The following is a 17223-nucleotide window of genomic DNA, read 5'->3' as shown; positions in this document are numbered from 1 at the left end:
GGTCCAGCAGGACGGACCGGCCCCTGGGCGGGTGGTTCAGACCCCGGCGGTCCGGGCCTGTTCGGCGCCCAGCACGTAGCCGGGGTCCACCTGGGTGGCCAGGTCCGCGCCGATCTTGGCGTTGCCCCAGCTCTCCGCGTTGCGCAGGTGGAAGCGGACTGCCTGGGCGCTGTAGCGGCCGCGGTCGCGCAGCTGATGGGAGGCGTCCGCGGCGGTCCGGAGCCGGCCCAGCACCTCGCGGTTGGCCGGCTCCAGCTCGCGCAGCGGCGGCTCGTCCCCGCGCTCCAGCCGCCGCACCCAGTCGGAGTGCCCGAACGAGGCGTACAGGTCGTCGCCGACCTCGCGGCGCAGGAACTCGAGGTCGTCCGCGCTCTGCACCTTGTTGCCGATGACTCGCAGGTGCACGTCGAAGTCCTGGGCGTACTCCTTGTACTGGCGGTACACCGAGACGCCCTTGCGGGTGGGTTCGGCAACCAGGAAAGTCAGGTCGAAGCGGGTGAACAGGCCGGAGGCGAACGAGTCGGAGCCTGCCGTCATGTCGGTGACCAGATACTCGTCCGGGCCGTCCAGCAGGTGGTTGAGCAGCAGTTCCACCGCGCCGACCTTGGAGTGGTAGCAGGCCACTCCGAGGTCCTCCTCGGTGAATGCGCCGGTCGCCAGCAGCCGCACCGAGCCCTCGTCCAGGGCGACCGGCCGGGCGCAGGCCGCGTACACCGGGTTCTCCTCGACGATCCGCAGCAGCCGGGAGCCGGGGCCCGGCGGGGTGGTCTTGATCATCTCCTCGGCGGAGCGAATCAACGGGTTGGTGCCGCGCAGGTACTCCTTGATCTCCGGCAGGTGCGCGCCGAGCGAGGGCAGTGAGGCGGTCTGAGCATCCGTCAGGCCGAGGGCCTGGCCCAGATGTTGGTTGATGTCGGCATCGACGGCGACCACCGGGCAGCCGGCGGCGGCCAGGTGGCGGATGAACAGTGCGGACAGGGTGGTCTTGCCGCTGCCGCCCTTGCCGACGAAGGCGATCTTCATCTGAGTCTCCGGCTCTGTGGCTCTGTAGTGCTGTAGCTCTGGGGTGCTGTGGCGCTGTGTGCCACGGGCTGTCGTCGGGGTGCGATGGCATCGGGGTGCGATGGCACTGCCGCCACGACGGGCGCTTGTTGGAAATCGTTATCGTCACCGATTGCGGTCATGCTAGCGGTGGTTTGGGGTGTCGCACATGGGGGAAGGGCGGATTGCCACGAAAGGGTGACCCGGGGGTTGCTGCCCAGGAGTTCCGGCGATTCATTACTCTCGGGTAGGTGACCACAGGAACAGACCCGCTCGCCCCGCTGGCCCAGCTGGCCGGGGTCCCCGAGGCCGTCGCCGAGGTGCGCAAGAACGTCGACCGTCTCTACGGACACCGCGTGATGCGGCGCCGGGCGGGCGAGGTGACGTCCGAGTCGGCACTGCGCGGCGCCCGCGCCTCTGCCGCCCTGGAGGGCGCCGACTGGCCGCTGGAGGAGGTCCGCCGCCGCACCGACTTCGGCGCCGACCCCGAGGCCCGGACGGTCGGCGCGGCCCTGCGCCTCTCCGCCGAGACCGGCCAGCTGCTCAGCATCTGGCGCACCTCCCCGCTCCAAGTGCTGGCCCGCCTCCACCTGCTTGCCGTCGGCGACGCCGACCCGTCCGCCGGCCGCCCGCGCCGGGCCGGCGAGAGTGCCGCGCCGCTGTTCCCGCGCGAACTCGCCGCCACCGAAGGCGCCGCACTCGACGGACCGGTCGGCGAACTCCCGCCGCCGCCCCCGGCCGACGAGGCGGCCGCCCGCCTCGACCAGCTCGCCGGGTTGCTGGCCGCCCGCGCCGAACGCCCCACCGGCGGCGCGCCCGCCCTGGTGGTCGCCGCCGTCGTCCACGGTGAACTGCTCGCGCTGCGTCCCTTCGGCAGCTACAACGGCCTGGTCGCCCGGGCCGCCCAGCGGATCGTGCTGACCGCCGAGGGGCTCGACCCGAAGGCGATCTGCCCCGCCGAGGTCGGCCTCGCCGAACTCGGCACCGCCGCCTACCGGCAGGCCCTGCTGGGCTACCTGGAGGGCACCCCCGAGGGCATGGCCCGCTGGCTCACCCACTGCGCCGCCGGGCTCGGCCTCGGTGTCCGCGAGAGTACCGCGGTGTGCGAGGCGATGCAGCGCGGAATGGTCTGACTTTCTGATCAACTGGGCCGAGCGGAGCGGTGCGGCTCGAACGGGAAGGCCCAGCAGCGCAGTTGCGGCGACGTCCGAGACTTCCGGGCGTCGCCGCTGGCACGGAGACCGGGTTACCAGTGCATGCACCGTGCAATGCCCATCAGGCGGGGTCCTGTTGCCCTTCGCCTGGTGCGGCGGCCCGACAGCGGGTCGGCTGCATGTGGGTGCCCAGTTGTCCGTACGTGGGTCCGTGGGGCCTGAACTGCGTTGTCGGAACGACCCCTTTGGGGTCCTGACCGGGTCTCGCGGGCCTAACCCATTTCTACCGCAGATCGGACAAAAGGGGAACCCGAAAAGGGCTACTTTGACGGGTTCCCGTGCGGTTTGTCCGATATGGCGAACCGTCGCCCGACGCAAGGCCGTTCCTCCTTGCGTCGGGTCGTTCCACCTCGCGCAGGATCGTTCCGCCGGTGCGCGGCCGGTGGCGCGGCCTCAGGCCACTGGACGCCGGCGCCGGGCGCCGTACCAGAGCACCCCGGCCGTCAGCGCCGCCGCGCCGACCGCCACCGCGGCCAGGACCGAACGACTGGGCGCGTGGAACTCCGGGAGCCTGCGCGTCAGTTCGACCGGTCGGCTGAACGCCAGCACCGGCCACTCGCGGGCCACCGCCTCCTTGCGCAGCGCCCGGTCCGGGTTCACCGCGGCCGGGTGGCCGACCGCCTCCAGCATCGGCAGATCGGTCGAGGAGTCGCTGTACGCATAGCAGTTGGCGAGGTCGTAGCCCTCCCGCTCGGCCAGCTCGCGGATCGCGATGGCCTTGTTCTCGGCGTACGCGTAGTACTCGATCTCGCCGGTGTAGCGGCCGTCCTCGACGTGCAGGCGGGTGGCGATCACGTGGTCGGCGCCCAGCAGTTGGCCGATCGGCTCGACCACCTCGGAGCCCGAACTGCTGACGATCACCACGTCCCGACCGGCCGCGTGGTGCTGCTCGATCAGCGAGGCCGCCTCGTCGTAGATGATCGGGTCGATCATGCCGTGCAGCGTCTCCGCGACGATCTCCCGCACCTGCTGGACGTTCCAGCCTCGGGTGAGCGCCGACAGGTAGGCCCGCATTTTCTCCATCTGGTCGTGGTCCGCGCCGCCGACCAGGAAGACGAACTGGGCATAGGCGCTCTTCACCACGGAGCGACGGTTGATCAGGCCGCCCTGGTAGAACGGCCGGCTGAAGGCGAGCGCACTGGACTTGGCGATGATCGTCTTGTCGAGGTCGAAGAAGGCGGCGGTCCGCGGCACGCCGTACCCGGGTCGGGTGGGCGCTGTGGTGTCCGTCACGGGCTCGGTGGAGTCCGGTGCGTCGGAGTCGGCACCGCGGTCGGCAGAGTCGGCGTTCTCGGTGGTGTCCACGGGAACCGAGGATAGAGGGATCGGCAAAACAGGCGGCCATTCGGTGGACCCACGGGCGTGCGGGTTTGTGTTTCTGGGCGGTCGGGTACACCATGGAAGTCACGGATCGTTCGCGCGACCGTGCTAACCCGGTCCGGCTCCTCCCCCCCGAGTCGGGCCGTGGATAGACGACCCCCGCTCTCCCCCCCGGCGGGGGTCGTCGCATGTCCGGGGCCATTTTCCTAGGCAATTGAGCCTCCAGGGAGTGGCGTGACGTGCGGTTCGGAGGGGGTGTTCCGGCGGTTTCCGAGCCGCTGTCGAGGGTTCTTCAGGTTCGCCCATTTGTCACTCTCCGTAGTGGATTGAGCGTCATATTGGTATCCCTGATGCGTCAATTCCGAACTGTTTAGGCCCCCGTCCGAGTGAGCTCGGTTATCCACAGGGGCGGGTTATCCACAGGCATTGCGAACTCGGCTGACGCATTCCGGGCCGTGCCTCACCGTGGTGTCCGCGCCGCCGCGCCGACCCGTCCGGGCCGCCGCGTCCGACGCGCCGTCAGACGATCCCGCACCACGCGGAGGCCCGCCTTGTCCGCATTTCTCACCGATCCGCACGCCACCGGCCCCGAGCCCCCGCCCGGGCCACTGATCATCACCGGCGACGAGACCCTCGCCGAACAGCTCACCCGCCTGTGCGCCGCCGCCGGAGCCGAACCGCGGCTGCTCAGCGGCGCCCCACCGCCCGCCCGGCTGTGGGAGAACGCCCCACTGGTGCTGGTCGGCGACGACCTCGCCGAGCAGTGCGCCGGCCTGCCCCGCCGACCCGGAGTGCTGCTGCTCGGGCTCGATCTCGACGACGGCGAGATCTGGGTCCGCGCCGTCCGGCTCGGCGCGGAGCACGTGCTGTTCCTGCCGGACGCACAGCCCTGGCTGCTCGACCGGATCGCCGACGCCACCGAAGGCGTCGGGCCACCCGCGCTCACGGTCGCCGTGCTCGGTGGACGCGGCGGCGCCGGGGCCTCCACGCTGGCCTGCGCGCTCGCGGTCCGCGCTGCCCGGGCTGGACACCGCACGATACTGATCGACGGAGACCCACTCGGCGGCGGACTCGATGTCCTGCTCGGCGCCGAACAGGCCGGCGGCCTGCGCTGGCCGGACTTGGCCGCCTCGCGCGGCCGGATCAGCGGCGCCGAGCTGGCCAGGGCGCTGCCCGAGCCGCACCGGCTCAGCGCCCTGTCCTGGGACCGCTCCGACACCCTGAGCATCCCCGCCGAAGCCATGTGCAGCGTCCTGGCCGCCGCCCGCAGACGCGGCGGGCTGGTCGTCCTCGACCTGCCCAGACACCTCGACGCGGCGGCCGCCCAGGCGCTCGAACAGTCCGACACCGGGCTGCTCGTGGTCCCCGCCGAACTGCGCGCGCTGGCTGCCGCCGACCGGGTCGCCGCGGCCGTCCGGATACGGCTCGCCGACCTGCGAGCCGTCGTCCGCACCCCCGGGCCGTCCGGCCTCACGGCCGCCGATGTCGCTCGCGGCCTGCACCTGCGCCTGGCCGGGGAACTCGCTCCCGAACCCGGCCTCGCCCTGGACGCCGAACGGGGCGCCCCGCCCGGCCTGCGGGACGGCGGGCCGCTGGCCCGGTTCTGCGGGCAATTCCTGACCGAAGCGATGCCGCCCGTCGTGGCGGCCTGAGGAGAACCCATGGCCAACCGCCTGCACGCCGTCAACACCCACCCCGAGCCCACCGACGGGCACACCGGGGAACCGAGGCCCGCCCGGCAGCCGATCACCCGCACCCACCGGCGCATCCCCGTACCCCGCGCCCGGGCCCTGCACAGTGCCCCGCCGGGGCCCGCCGAGGACGTCGCCCCGGCCGAGGCCGGCCCGCGCACCGGCCCGCCGGTTCGCTACCTGGTTCGCCGACAGCCGCCGGCCGCGCCCGAACGGGACGGGCCGCCGCCCGGTGGCCTGCCCGCGGACGGGGCCGCCGAACTCGTCGATGTCGTCCGGCTCCGGCTCGCCGAGGCGGGCGCCGCACCCACCACGGGCTCGGTCGCCGCCGCCCTGCGCGCCGCCCGGCCGCCGCTCGGCGGGGCCGACGTGCTCAACACCGTCCGCAGCCTGCGCGCCGAGATCGTCGGCGCCGGGCCGCTCGATCCGCTGCTGGCCGAACCCGGCGTCACTGACGTTCTGGTCAACGGACCCGACCAGATCTGGATCGACCGCGGCAAGGGTCTGGAGCGCGCGCGCCAGGTGCGTTTCCCGAACACCGACGCAGTCCGCCGGCTCGCCCACCGGCTGGCCACCGCCGCCGGGCGCCGCCTGGACGACGCCCGGCCCTGGGTGGACGCCCGGCTGTCCGACGGCACCAGGTTGCACGCCGTCCTCCCGCCGATCGCCGCCGACTGCACCCACATTTCGCTGCGCACCTGCCGCAGCACACCCTTCACGCTTGCCGAACTGGTGGCCGCCGGGGCCCTGCCCCCGTCCGGCGCCGACCTGTTGGCCGCCGTGCTCCGGGCCCGGCTGTCGCTGCTGATCTCCGGTGGCACCGGCAGCGGCAAGACCACCCTGCTCGCCGCACTGCTCGGGCTCGTCCCGGTCAACGAACGCATCGTGCTGGCCGAGGACTCCGCCGAACTCCGGCCGGACCATCCGCACGTCGTCCGGCTCCAGTCCCGACCGCCCAACCAGGAGTCGCTGGGCGAACTGACCCTGCGCGACCTGGTCCGACAGGCCCTCCGGATGCGACCCGACCGGCTGGTGGTCGGCGAGGTCCGCGGCGCCGAAGTGGTCGACCTGCTGGCCGCCCTCAACACCGGCCACGAAGGCGGCTGCGGCACCGTCCACGCCAACACGGCGGCCGACGTGCCCGCCCGGCTGGAAGCCCTCGGCTCTCTCGCCGGACTCGACCGGCAGTCGTTGCACAGCCAGCTCCGGGCCGGACTCGACGCCGTCGTCCACCTCGGTCGCGACCGTGCCGACGGCCGCCGCCGGGTCACCGGCCTGCACCTGCTGGTCGCCGACCCGGACGGTTTGACCGGCACCACCGCCGCCGTCCATTTCGATCGCGACGGACGCAGCCGCCCCGGCCCCGGCTGGACCAGGCTGCGGGACCTCTGCGCCGAACGCGGCGTCGAGCTGCCCCCGCACCCCGAGGCGGTCTCCGCACCCGATTCGGCCGAGCAGGACGCCGGTTCGGTTGACGCACCCTCTTGCGAAACCCCGGTGGAGGCGACATGACGCTGCGTCAGATCGAGCTGATGTGGGTGATCGGGCTCTGCGTGATCGGGGTGGCCGCGTGGCGGCTGCTGCGCTCAGAGGTCAGGAGGTCGTGATGGCAGGGGAGTTCGGAGCCCTGGCGGCGATGCCGCCGGCCGACGGCATCGCCGGCGCGGCAGCCGTGCTCGGTGCGGTCGCCGGGCTCGGCGCGGCGCTGTTCGGGGCGGTCTGGCTGACGGCGGCCCGGCACCGGCAGCGCGGTGACGGGCGGCTGCGGCGGATACTGAACGGACATCGGGTACCGGACGGCCGGCTCGCCCGGATCCGGTCCGGGTGGCGGCGACGGCGGCCGCGCTGGCTGGTGCCCGAACTGCTGCTGCTCCCGGCCGGAGCGGCGGTCGGGCAGAACACCGCCTCGGTGCTTCCGTTGATCGGGGCGGCCTGTGCGGTGATTCCGATCCGCAGATGGCGTGCCCGGTACACCGCCGGTCGCGCGGCGCGGCGAAGGGCCGCGGCGGTGATCGACCTGTGCGCCGGCCTGGCGGCCGAACTGCGCAGCGGCGCGACACCTGAGCAGGCCATGCACTCCGTGGTCTCCCGGGCCGTCCCCGACTGGGCCCGTCGGCTCGGCTCCGAGGCGACGGCCCGGCTGGCGGCGGGCCGCTACGGGGCCGATCTGGCCGCAGCCCTCCGGCTGGTGGCCGAACTGCCCGGTGGGGAGGGCGCGGCGGCGGTCGCGGCCTGCTGGCGGGTCAGCACCGAGAGCGGCACGGGGCTGGCGTTCGGCCTGGAGCAGGTCGCGGACGCGCTGCGCGCCGAACGGGCGCTCGCCGAGGAGATCGCGGGCGAACTCGCGGGTCCACGCACCACTGTGATCGTGCTGGCCGCCCTGCCTGTCGTGGGCATGGGACTGGGCGGCGCGCTCGGCGCCCACCCGGCGCAGGTCCTGCTGCACACCCCGGCGGGCCTGCTCAGCCTGCTCGCCGGGGCCGCCCTGGAGGCCGCCGGCATCGTCTGGACCGCCCGGATCGTCCGGGCGGCCGAGGATGCCCCGGCCCAGTCCCGTCCGATCCGAGCCGAAGCCCAGCCCGAGGTTCTGCGCAAGGTTCGGCCCGACCCGGTCCGGGCGGTGGCCTCCGGTTGCGGGATCTCCCGCTCCCGGCAGGACCGGTGGCTTGCGGCCGCACCCTCCCTGGCGGGGGATCAACTGGCGGTCAGGGCGGACCGGTGGGAGTGAACGGATGTGGCGGCCCCCCGGGCCCGGGGCGACCCATCCGGCGGCGTGGGGAACCGCTCCAACCGCAGGGCAAATGATCCGAGTTCGAGTCGGCGGAGGCATCGATGGAGGTTTCGGTGGAGGTGTTGATGGAGGTCTTGGTGGAGGTGCGGTGGGTGCCATGGTGATCCTGGTGCCGGTGGCCGCCGTGGGCCTGGCCGGCGAGGCGCTGGCAGCGGTGCGTGGGCGGGCGACCCGGCGCAGGGCCGGGCGCTGCGTCCCGGCGCTGGCGTCCGTTCCCGCGAGGGTCGGCCGGGGCGGGGCGGCCGCACGGCGGGCGATCCGCTGGGTGGCGGACGACCGGCCGCTGGCCGTGCTGCTCGGGGTGTCCGCCGCCGTTCTGGTCGGCGGCTGGGCCGGCCCGGCGGTCGGGTTGGTGGCGGGCTGGGCGGGGTGGCGGTTGCTGCCCCGGGTCAGGTCGCCCGGCGAGCGGCGACGGACCGCCGAGCGGGACTGGTTGGTTCGTCAACTGCCGCTGACCGCCGAGCTGCTGGCGGCTTGTCTCGGTTCGAGCGGCTCCCCGGCCGGAGCGGCCTTCGCGGTCGCGGACAGCGTCCCGTCCCCGATGCGGGACCGCCTGTCCGGCGTCGCGGCCCAGCTGGCCCTCGGCGCCTCCCCGGAGCGTTGCTGGGAACAACTGGCCGCCGACTGCCCGCCGATGGCCCCACTCGCCCGCTGCCTGGCCCGCACCACACTCAGCGGCGCACCACCGGCCACCGCGCTCGCCGGCCTCGCCCAGTCCCAGCGGGCGGCGGCGGCACGAGCGGCGCACGCGAGGGTCCGCCGGGCCGGCGTCCTGGCGACCGCACCGCTCGGGCTCTGCTTCCTGCCCGCATTCGTGCTGATCGGCGTGGTGCCGGTGGTGATGGGCCTGACCAGCATCTTTTCCCAGCGGCTCTGAGCCACGAGCCGCTCGAATTTCCACTCCTACGAAGGGATTTCACCGATGACGACACTGTCCCTGCCGGTCCGACCGGCGCTCGCAGTACGCATCACCCGCCGGATCGGCGGCTGGCTGCGCCACCGGTACCGAACGATGGCGGACGGGCCGCCGGACGCCGGGATGAGCACCGCCGAGTACGCGATCGGCACGGTCGCGGCCTGTGCCTTCGCGGCGGTGCTCTACAAGGTGGTGACCAGCGACACGGTCTCCGGCGCGCTGTCGGAGATCCTCGGCCGGGCTCTGCATGCGGCGTGAGCGCCGGGCCGGCCGCACCGGGGCGCCGGACTCGGGGATGGTCACCGCCGAGACGGCGGTGGCCCTGCCTGCCCTGGTGCTGCTCGCGGCGATGCTGATCTGGGGAGTGGCTGCCGCCGGTGCCCAGATCCGCTGTGTGGACGCGGCCCGGGCCGGTGCCCGGGCCGCCGCCCGAGGGGACGGCGACGCGGCAGCGGTTGCCGCGGCAGCCGCTCCGGAGGGCGCGACGGTCGCCGTCGCGCTGGACGCCACCACCGCCCGGGTCACCGTCGAGGCCCCCTGCCCTGGGCCTGGTCGCCTCGCCGTTCTCCTGTCGGTCCGCCTCACCGCCACCGCGGTGAGCGCCCGCGAGGACGTGCTGACCAACGAAAGCTGAGATTCCGAGAGGAGGTGACCGCCGTGCGAGAGCGACACCGGCGGCCTATTCGGGCCGCCGAGTCCGACTGCGGGTCGGCGACGGTATGGCTGGTCGCGCTGGGCCTGCTGGGCGTGGTGGTGCTCTCGGCCTGCCTGATGGTCGGCCAGGTGGTGGTCGCGCGCCATCGCGCCGAGTCGGCGGCCGATCTGGCCGCGCTGGCCGCAGCCGACCGACTGCTGCTCGACCCGGACGGCGGCTGCGGCCGGGCAGCCGAGCTGACTCGGGCTCAGGAGCGCGCCGAACTCGTCTCCTGCCACGCCCTGCCGGACCAGGACGCGGTGGAGGTGGTCGTCCAGGTCCCGATTCGCGGCCTGCCCGTCCCGCTCGGCCCGGCGCGAGCCCGCTCCCGGGCCGGCCCGCTGTGGGCCTGGGGCGACAACGCCGGTGAAGCGGACGGACCGTCAATCAGCCGAGCCGGCCCCGTCGTCACCGGAAGCGCCGGGGGCATCGGACGCGTCGGCGGTGTCGGTGCTGCCCGACCGGCTGGGGGCATGGGCGAGGAGGGTGGTGAGCAGGCGGATGGCGGCGGCCTTGTCGAGGGGATCGTTGCCGTTTCCGCACTTGGGGGACTGGACGCAGGACGGACACCCGCGATCGCACTCGCACGCGGCGATGGCGTCCCGGGTCGCGGTCAGCCACTCCACGGCGCGGCGGAAGCCGCGTTCGGCGAAGCCCGCGCCGCCGGAGTGGCCGTCGTAGACGAAGACGGTGGGGAGGCCGGTGTCGGGGTGCAGTGGCACGGAGACACCGCCGATGTCCCAGCGGTCGCAGGTGGCGAACAGCGGAAGGAGGCCGATCGAGGCGTGTTCGGCGGCGTGGGCCGCGCCGGGAAGCTGGTCGAACGGGATGGTCGCGTCGAGGAGTTGGTCCTCGGTGACGGACCACCAGACGGCCCGGGTGCGCAGGGTGCGGGGCGGCAGGTCGAGCTTGCTCTCGCCGAGGATCTCGCCGGTGGAGATCCGCTTGCGCAGGTAGCCGACGACCTGGTTGACCACTTCCACCGAGCCGAAGCTGAGCTGGGCCTCGCCCCACTCCTCGGTGGTGTCGGTGGAGAGGATCGAGATCGAGGTGACGTCCCGCGCGGAGGTGGTGTACGGCGGATTCGCGGGGGAGACCAGCGCGACCGAGGACTCCAGGTCGAACTCCCGGACCAGGTAGGTGCGTCCCTGGTGCAGGTGGACGGCGCCGGTGTGCACGGTGGTGTGCGCGGCCTCGGCGTCCACGGTGCCGAGCAGCCGCCCGGTGTCCGCCTCGACGATCTGCACAGGGCTGCCGCCGCTGCCGCGCAGGTCGACGCCGTCCACGGCGCGTTCCCGGCGGGTCCAGTACCAGGAGCCGTCGCTCCGGCGGCGCAGCAGTCCGCGCCGCTCCAGCACCGGGAGCAGCGGCTCGCTGGACGGGCCGAAGAGCTCCAGGTCGGCGTCGGTGAGCGGCAGTTCCGCGGCGGCCGCGCACAGGTGCGGGGCGAGCACGTGCGGGTTGTCGGGGTCGAGGACGGTCGCCTCCACCGGGGTGGCGAACAGTGCGTCGGGGTGGTGGACGAGATAGGTGTCCAGCGGGTCGTCGCGGGCGATCAGCACCGCCAGCGCGCCCTGGCCCTCGCGTCCGGCGCGTCCGGCCTGCTGCCAGAGCGAGGCCCGGGTGCCGGGGTAGCCGGCCAGCAGGACGGCGTCCAGGCCGGAGACGTCCACGCCGAGTTCCAGCGCGGAGGTGGAGGCCAGGCCGAGCAGCCGGCCGGTGTGCAGGTCGCGCTCCAGGGCGCGTCGCTCCTCGGCCAGGTAGCCGCCGCGGTAGGCGGCCACCCGGGCGGCGAGCGGTTGGCCGAGCTGTTCCTGGGCCTGCAGGGCGACCAGTTCGGCGGCCCGGCGGGAGCGGACGAAGACCACCGTCCGGGTGCCGCCGTGGACGAGGTCGGTGAGCAGGTGGCCGGCCTCGGCGGTGGCGGAGCGGCGGACGGGCGCGCCGTGCTCGCCGACGTTCTCGGTCAGTGGCGGTTCCCACAGCGCGAACACCAGCGGGCCGCGTGGCGAGCAGTCCTCGGTGACGGCGGTCGCGGGCAGGCCGGTGAGTCGCTGCGCGGTGACGGCCGGCTCGGCGGTGGTGGCGGAGGCCAGCAGGAAGGTCGGCGACGCGCCGTAACGGGCGCACAGCCGTCGCAGCCGGCGCAGTACCTGGGCGACGTGCGAGCCGAACACGCCGCGGTAGGTGTGGCACTCGTCGATCACCACGTACTTCAGCGCCTTAAGGAAGGACGACCAGCGCGGGTGGGCAGGGAGTATGCCCCGGTGCAGCATGTCGGGGTTGGTCAGCACGTACGACGCGTACTGGCGGACCCACTCGCGCTCCTGCGGCGGCGTGTCGCCGTCGTAGAGCGCCACCCGGACCCGGTCGGGGACAAGTTCGGCGGCGCGCCGGCGCTGGTCGGCGGCCAGCGCCTTGGTCGGGGCGAGGTACAACGCGGTGGCGCCGCGTCCGGTGCGGGCTTCGGTCCCGGTCAGCAGGTCGCTCAGCACGGGGGCCAGATAGCCCAGCGACTTGCCCGAGGCAGTACCGGTCGCGATCACCGTGGTCCGCCCGGCCGCGGCCAGGTCCATGGCCTCGGCCTGGTGCGCCCAGGGCAGCAGCACGCCCAGCCGGGCGGCGGCCGCGACCACCTCCTGACGAATTCCTTCCGGCCAAGGGGCGTAGCGCGCCTCCCGTGCGGGCAATTGCTCCGTATGGGTGAGGCGATCCGACCTGCCGCGTTCGGTGGAAAGCGTCGCGAGCAGGGCCTCGGGCTGGTGGTGACGGGGCGGCATGAAGACCCAGTGTGTCACCGGCGTGACGGAGAATCGCTGTTAACCATCGTGCGCCCATGGTCGCAAGTGGTTGAATGAAGCCCGTGACGGCCGCATGGCCGAGGGCCGCAGAAACCGAGGCTCCGACCTGCCGGTCTGCCGCGCCCTGGGCCTGCGACCACGCGGTCGCAGCCACGGGGCTGAAGATCGCAATGACGTAGCAAGGCAAGGTGCTGGAGGTTCCGTGGACCTGTCCCTGTCGACCCGTACTGTCGGCGATCGCACGGTCGTCGAGGTTGGCGGCGAGATCGATGTGTACACCGCCCCCAAGCTGCGCGAGCAGCTTGTCGAGCTCGTCAACGACGGCAACTACCACTTGGTCGTGGACATGGAGGGCGTGGACTTCCTCGACTCCACCGGCCTCGGTGTGCTGGTCGGTGGCCTGAAGCGGGTGCGCGCGCACGAGGGCTCGCTGCGCCTGGTGTGCAACCAGGAGCGCATCCTGAAGATCTTCCGGATCACCGGTCTGACCAAGGTGTTCCCGATCCACAACTCGGTGGACGACGCCGTCGCGGCGACCGACTGATCCTTCCGTCGGTCCGCCGTTCCAACCGAATCTTCTCGATCGACCGCCGCCGGTCGGCCGGGCGCTGAGCCCTGCCCGGCCGGCGTGGTCGGTGTTCCCGCCGCCGCCGCGCGGGCCGGAGTGGCCCTGCGGCGGGGAGCAACCCCGGAGGGGAGACATGGCAACCGTCGAACTTCGATTCAGCGCACTGCCCGAGCACGTGCGGACCGCCAGGCTGGTGGCCGCCGCGGTGGCCAGACGCGCCGGGGTGGACGAGTCGGTGCTCGACGAGTTGCGGCTCGCGGTGGGCGAGGCCTGCTCCCGTGCGGTGGCGCTGCACCAGCGCAACGGCGTGGACGGCGCGGTCCGGGTCGCGCTGATCGAGCAGGAGAAGCGTTTTCTCATCGAGGTCGCCGACGAGGCCGGCCCGGCGCAGGCCGCCGGTGCTGAAGGCGGCGGCTCGGAGGACGAGGACGCGCTCGGCCTGGCGGTCATCACCGGCCTGGTCGAGGATGTCGAGGTCGGCAACGGCGCCGACGGCGGGGTGATCCGGATGAGCTGGTCGGTCTCCCCGACCGACGCCGACGTCTGAGGCCCGCCTGCTCCCCGCGCACCGGTGGACCGGAGCCGGGCTCAGGCCGCTGAGCTGCCCGGATGCCTCTGGCTGAGGCCTTCCGCGCAGGCCGGGGCGGGCGGCCGTGTAGGTTCGCTGGTCGATGCCCGGGACCGGGTGTCAGCGACCGAAAGGGCCCCGGTGAAGAAGCGACTGGTCACCGTCTCCGCGCTCGGCGCGCTGCTCGCGCTCGCCGCTGTCGGCTGTTCCGCCGACGACTCGGCGAAGAAGCTCGACGGCTGGGCGAAGAACGTCTGTGATGCCGCGAGGGACCCGATCTCGCAGTCCCGGGCGGCGCTTGCCGACACCGGGAACGTCAAGGACGGCGAGTCCCCGGTCGACCTGCAGAAGCGGCTGTCCACCGACCTGGCCGCGCTGGCCACCACCAACCAGCAGCTGGCAGACGCCGTGCAGAAGGCCGGCGCGCCGAAGATCGACAACGGGGCGAAGGTCCAGCAGGACGCCGTCAACGAGCTGAAGCAGGTCGCCCAGGGCTATCTGGACGCGCAGAAGAAGCTGGACGGGCTGACCAACGCCGATCAGGCCAAGTTCGCGGACGGCCTGCGCAGCGTCGGCGACCAGGTGCAGCGCCTGTCCCAGGTCTCCACCGGCGCGCTCGCCACGCTGCAGAGCGGCGACCTCGGCGCCGCGCTCAAGAAGCAGCCCGGCTGCAAGGCGGCCTCCACCGGCGCACCCGCCGCCGATCCGTCCGGCGGCGCCAACCCGTCCGGTGGCGCCAACCCGTCCGGCGGCGCCAACCCGTCCGGGGGCGCGTCCCCGGACGCGTCCGCGTCGCCCGGCGGCAACGGCGCCCCGTCCTCCGGGGCACCCGGCCAGGGCTCCGGCTCGCCCTCGCCGAGCAAGAGCTGAGGTCCCGTCGGCCCGTCGCCGGGTGCGGTGGACGGGCCGCGCTGGTGGACGGGGGAGAATGGCGGGGTGACGAACAGCCCCGTTCTTGATACCGGCCGGACGGCGGAACTGCGGGAGGCGCTGCTGAAGGCCTCCTTCACCGCCGATGGATTGCTCGACCTGCTCGGCCCGGCCGCGTACGCGGCGCTGGCCCGCAGCGAGGCCGTCCCGGCGCTGCGGGCGACCCGTGGCGGCTCGCCGCTGGAGACCCTGGTGCGGCTGTTCCTGCTGCAACAGCCGGTGCCGGAGGCCGCCGCCGCGGCCGCCCTGCCCGTCGAGGGCCTGCTGGCGGACGGCTGGCTGGTGCGCGACGGCGCAGAGCTGCGCGCCACCGTCGACGTGCGGCCGTACGCCGACGAGGTGGCCGGCCTGCCCAGCGCGGCCGCCTGGGTGGTGTCCGACCTCGGCTGCGCCGTCGGCGGCGCGGGCGGCATCGGTTCCGGGCGGACGGCGGCCGGCATCGAGCGCCGCGACCTGGTGCTCGGGGTGGGCGGCGCGTCCACCACGCTGGCCAACCTGACGGTGCGTCGCCCGGTCCGCGAGGTGCTGGACCTGGGCTCCGGTTCCGGCGTGCAGGCGCTGCACGCGGCCCGGCACGCCCAGCGGGTCACCGCCACCGACCTCAACCCGCGTGCCCTGCACTTCACCCGGCTGACCGCCGCGCTGTCCGGCTTCGACAACGTCACCACCGCCGAGGGCAGCCTGTACGAGCCGATCGGCGAGCGGCGCTTCGACCTGATCGTCTCCAACCCGCCGTTCGTGATCTCCCCGGCGGGCCGTTTCACCTACCGGGACGGCGGGATGGCCGGCGACGAGCTGTGCCGCAGCGTGGTGCGCGGCGCCGCCGACCACCTGGAGCCCGGCGGCTACTGCCAGCTGCTGGCGAACTGGCAGCACGTCAAGGGCGAGGACTGGCGCGACCGGCTGGCCGGCTGGGTGGCCGGCACCGGCCTGGACGCCTGGGTGGTGCAGCGCGAGGTGCAGGACGTCGCCCAGTACGCCGAGCTGTGGCTGCGTGACGGTGGCGACCACCGCGGCGACGAGTACCGGGCCCGGTACGAGGAGTGGCTGGACAGCTTCGAGGCGGCCGGCGTGGAGGGCATCGGCTTCGGCTGGATCACCCTGCGGGCGTCCGGCGCGGCCGACCCGGTGGTGCGGATCGAGGAGTGGCCGCACCCGGTGGAGCAGCCGCTCGGCCCGCACATCGAGGAGTGGTTCGCCCGCCAGGACTTCCTGCGCGGCCACGACGACGCCGGGCTGCTGGCCGCCCGCTACCTGCTCGCCGACGAGGTGGTGCAGGAGCAGATCGGCGCGCCCGGCTCCGAGGACCCCGAGCACGTGGTGCTCCGGCACAACCGGGGCATGCGGCGCGCCACCAAGGTGGACACCGTCGGCGCGGGTTTCGTCGGCGTCTGCGACGGCACGCTGGCCGCCGGGGAGATCATCGACGCGATCGCCCAACTGCTCGGCGAGGACGCGGCGCAGTTGCGGGCCCGGGTACCCGAGTCGCTGCGGCTGCTCACCGAGCAGGGGTTCATCGAGCCGGTCCGCTGAGCCGGCCGGAGCCCGGGCCGGGCGGGCTGAGCCGGCCGGAGCCGGGCGGGCAGAGCCGGCCGGTGCGCAGGCGGTGACATTGGTCACCCGGAGCCTCGACAGGGCGCGTTCCCGTGGTCGAAGCTCCGGGTGACCTGTGCGGCCCGGCCGCGTTGGACACCATCGGCCCCGGGCGGCCGCCGTGTTCACCCTGGCGTTCCCCGGGGGTGGTCCGTCGGACGCCGAGTGTCCGCCGCCGGTTGTCCACCGGGTGCCAGGGTGCTGTCCACAGGCTGTGGGCAGTGCGGGGGAGGACCGGGTGGAGACGCCGACGACGCTGGTGGGCGGGGCGGTCCTGGCGGTCTTCGGGAGCGCGCTGCTGCTGTGGTGCGCCGTGGAACTGCGCCTTCGCCACCACCTGCGCCGGTACGGCGTGCCCGCCACCGCCCAGGTGGTCGCCGACCCGGACCGGACCGAGGCGATGGACAGCAGCCCGCTGCTCTCCTACCCCGTGGACGCCGCCGGCGGGCCCGCTGACGCCGGCCTCGGCACCGTCCACGAGCTGCGCCCCGACCCGCGGGGCCGCCTGGTGCTGGCCCGCCCGCGCGGGCACACCCCGCTGCGCCGCCCGCCGCAGCTGGCAGCCGGCGCGGCCGTTCAGGTCGCATACGACCCGAGGCGGCCGGACCGGGTGGTGCTGGCCGCGCACCAGGAACTGCCCTCGCTGCCCGCCGACCTGTTCTGGGCGCTGCTCGGCACCTCGGCGCTGGCGGGCGGCCTGTCCCTGCTCGCGCTCGCCCTGCGCTGAGCGAACCGGCCCCGCAGGCCCCGCGCCGAGCGAGCCGTCCCGCCCGATCCGCGCCGAGCGAACCGCCCACCGACGCACGGTTGCCCGTTCCCGTCCGGGACGGCCCGGCCCGATTACGGAGCGCACTGTTCCGCTCTCCTTCCCCCGCCGTCCGGGATGCCGGTAAACCCACCCGGACCGCCCGTGGACGCGCCGGTCCGGGCCCGGTGGAAGGCCTGCTTGCCCCGGAAAGACATGCCCGAAGAGCGGCCATCGGGTTACCGTTCGAGTGGCGTCGGTCGGCCTTGCCGGTGAAAAAGCGGTATCCGTCCGTTTGACAAGGGTGGCCAGGGTACGGTCACACTCCGCTGGTGGGACCGTCGCTGGTGC

General features: G+C 73.9%; 15 protein-coding genes and 1 pseudogene. 13 read left to right on the top strand and 3 right to left on the bottom strand.

From position 1 onward, the window contains the following. Positions 1-36: 36 nt before the first annotated feature. Entirely contained in the window at positions 37-1023 is a 987-nt protein-coding gene (locus ACFV18_RS30020) for an ATP-binding protein (RefSeq protein ID WP_380488387.1), read from the bottom strand. 269 nt (positions 1024-1292) lie between these two features. Between ACFV18_RS30020 and ACFV18_RS30015 the strand changes: the two genes are divergently transcribed. After that, positions 1293-2174, top strand: coding sequence for an oxidoreductase (locus tag ACFV18_RS30015; RefSeq protein WP_380488386.1), 882 nt, complete (start codon positions 1293-1295; stop codon positions 2172-2174). Positions 2175-2648: 474 nt separating this feature from the next. Here the strand turns inward: ACFV18_RS30015 and ACFV18_RS30010 are convergent, their stop codons facing one another. Beyond that, on the bottom strand, positions 2649-3488 hold the full coding sequence (locus tag ACFV18_RS30010; RefSeq protein WP_380488391.1) for an HAD family hydrolase: 840 nt from the start codon (positions 3486-3488) through the stop codon (positions 2649-2651). Between the two features lie 638 nt (positions 3489-4126). Between ACFV18_RS30010 and ssd the strand changes: the two genes are divergently transcribed. The 7 genes and pseudogenes from ssd to ACFV18_RS29975 form a co-directional block, all read left to right on the top strand. Next, complete coding sequence (gene ssd / locus ACFV18_RS30005) at positions 4127-5227, top strand: septum site-determining protein Ssd (protein ID WP_380488385.1); 1101 nt, start codon at positions 4127-4129, stop codon at positions 5225-5227. 9 nt (positions 5228-5236) lie between these two features. Beyond that, positions 5237-6778, top strand: coding sequence for a TadA family conjugal transfer-associated ATPase (locus ACFV18_RS30000; protein WP_380488384.1), 1542 nt, complete (start codon positions 5237-5239; stop codon positions 6776-6778). Between the two features lie 94 nt (positions 6779-6872). After that, positions 6873-7994 (top strand): type II secretion system F family protein, encoded by a 1122-nt coding sequence (locus tag ACFV18_RS29995; RefSeq protein WP_380488383.1) that lies wholly within the window; start codon positions 6873-6875, stop codon positions 7992-7994. Between the two features lie 160 nt (positions 7995-8154). Next, positions 8155-8934 carry a type II secretion system F family protein gene (locus ACFV18_RS29990; RefSeq protein WP_380488390.1) on the top strand — a complete coding sequence of 260 codons (780 nt, stop codon included), beginning with the start codon at positions 8155-8157 and terminating at the stop codon, positions 8932-8934. A 45-nt stretch (positions 8935-8979) separates the two neighbouring features. Then, on the top strand, positions 8980-9231 hold the full coding sequence (locus ACFV18_RS29985) for a DUF4244 domain-containing protein (RefSeq protein ID WP_380488382.1): 252 nt from the start codon (positions 8980-8982) through the stop codon (positions 9229-9231). Then, positions 9221-9607 carry a TadE family type IV pilus minor pilin gene (locus ACFV18_RS29980; RefSeq protein WP_380488381.1) on the top strand — a complete coding sequence of 129 codons (387 nt, stop codon included), beginning with the start codon at positions 9221-9223 and terminating at the stop codon, positions 9605-9607. The genes ACFV18_RS29985 and ACFV18_RS29980 overlap by 11 nt, the downstream gene beginning before the upstream one ends. Positions 9608-9621: 14 nt before the next feature. Next, positions 9622-9948 (top strand): annotated as a pseudogene (locus ACFV18_RS29975) (Rv3654c family TadE-like protein); the annotation flags it as partial. Positions 9949-10050: 102 nt separating this feature from the next. On the opposite strand, the gene ACFV18_RS29970 reads toward ACFV18_RS29975, so the two are convergent. Further along, positions 10051-12447 carry a DEAD/DEAH box helicase gene (locus ACFV18_RS29970; RefSeq protein WP_380488380.1) on the bottom strand — a complete coding sequence of 799 codons (2397 nt, stop codon included), beginning with the start codon at positions 12445-12447 and terminating at the stop codon, positions 10051-10053. Between the two features lie 223 nt (positions 12448-12670). On the opposite strand from ACFV18_RS29970, the gene bldG reads away from it, so the two are divergent. The 5 genes from bldG to ACFV18_RS29945 all read left to right on the top strand — a co-directional run bounded on the left by bldG (position 12671) and on the right by ACFV18_RS29945 (position 16854). Next, positions 12671-13012: an anti-sigma factor antagonist BldG gene (bldG, locus tag ACFV18_RS29965; protein WP_073807489.1), complete on the top strand. Its 342-nt coding sequence runs from the start codon at positions 12671-12673 to the stop codon at positions 13010-13012. Between the two features lie 157 nt (positions 13013-13169). Next, the gene (locus ACFV18_RS29960) at positions 13170-13583 is read left to right on the top strand and encodes an ATP-binding protein (RefSeq protein ID WP_380488379.1); all 414 of its coding nucleotides are present in this window, start codon (positions 13170-13172) and stop codon (positions 13581-13583) included. A 162-nt stretch (positions 13584-13745) separates the two neighbouring features. Beyond that, the gene (locus ACFV18_RS29955; RefSeq protein ID WP_380488378.1) at positions 13746-14474 is read left to right on the top strand and encodes a small secreted protein; all 729 of its coding nucleotides are present in this window, start codon (positions 13746-13748) and stop codon (positions 14472-14474) included. A gap of 66 nt (positions 14475-14540) precedes the next feature. Then, the gene (locus ACFV18_RS29950; RefSeq protein ID WP_380488377.1) at positions 14541-16067 is read left to right on the top strand and encodes a methyltransferase; all 1527 of its coding nucleotides are present in this window, start codon (positions 14541-14543) and stop codon (positions 16065-16067) included. Between the two features lie 298 nt (positions 16068-16365). Further along, positions 16366-16854, top strand: coding sequence for a DUF3592 domain-containing protein (locus ACFV18_RS29945; RefSeq protein ID WP_380488376.1), 489 nt, complete (start codon positions 16366-16368; stop codon positions 16852-16854). The last annotated feature ends 369 nt before the right edge of the window (positions 16855-17223 follow it).

The organism is Kitasatospora sp. NPDC059673 (assembly GCF_042734215.1).
Lineage (GTDB): Bacteria > Actinomycetota > Actinomycetes > Streptomycetales > Streptomycetaceae > Kitasatospora.
This window is presented reverse-complemented; position numbering and strand designations above follow the sequence as displayed.

Coding starts and splice junctions, on each gene's coding strand:
- ACFV18_RS30020 (WP_380488387.1), bottom strand. CDS start 1,023: ATGAAGATCGCCTTCGTCGGCAAGGGCGGCAGCGGCAAGACCACCCTG.
- ACFV18_RS30000 (WP_380488384.1), top strand. CDS start 5,237: ATGGCCAACCGCCTGCACGCCGTCAACACCCACCCCGAGCCCACCGAC.
- ACFV18_RS29995 (WP_380488383.1), top strand. CDS start 6,873: ATGGCAGGGGAGTTCGGAGCCCTGGCGGCGATGCCGCCGGCCGACGGC.
- ACFV18_RS29990 (WP_380488390.1), top strand. CDS start 8,155: ATGGTGATCCTGGTGCCGGTGGCCGCCGTGGGCCTGGCCGGCGAGGCG.
- ACFV18_RS29985 (WP_380488382.1), top strand. CDS start 8,980: ATGACGACACTGTCCCTGCCGGTCCGACCGGCGCTCGCAGTACGCATC.
- ACFV18_RS29980 (WP_380488381.1), top strand. CDS start 9,221: ATGCGGCGTGAGCGCCGGGCCGGCCGCACCGGGGCGCCGGACTCGGGG.
- ACFV18_RS29970 (WP_380488380.1), bottom strand. CDS start 12,447: ATGCCGCCCCGTCACCACCAGCCCGAGGCCCTGCTCGCGACGCTTTCC.
- ACFV18_RS29960 (WP_380488379.1), top strand. CDS start 13,170: ATGGCAACCGTCGAACTTCGATTCAGCGCACTGCCCGAGCACGTGCGG.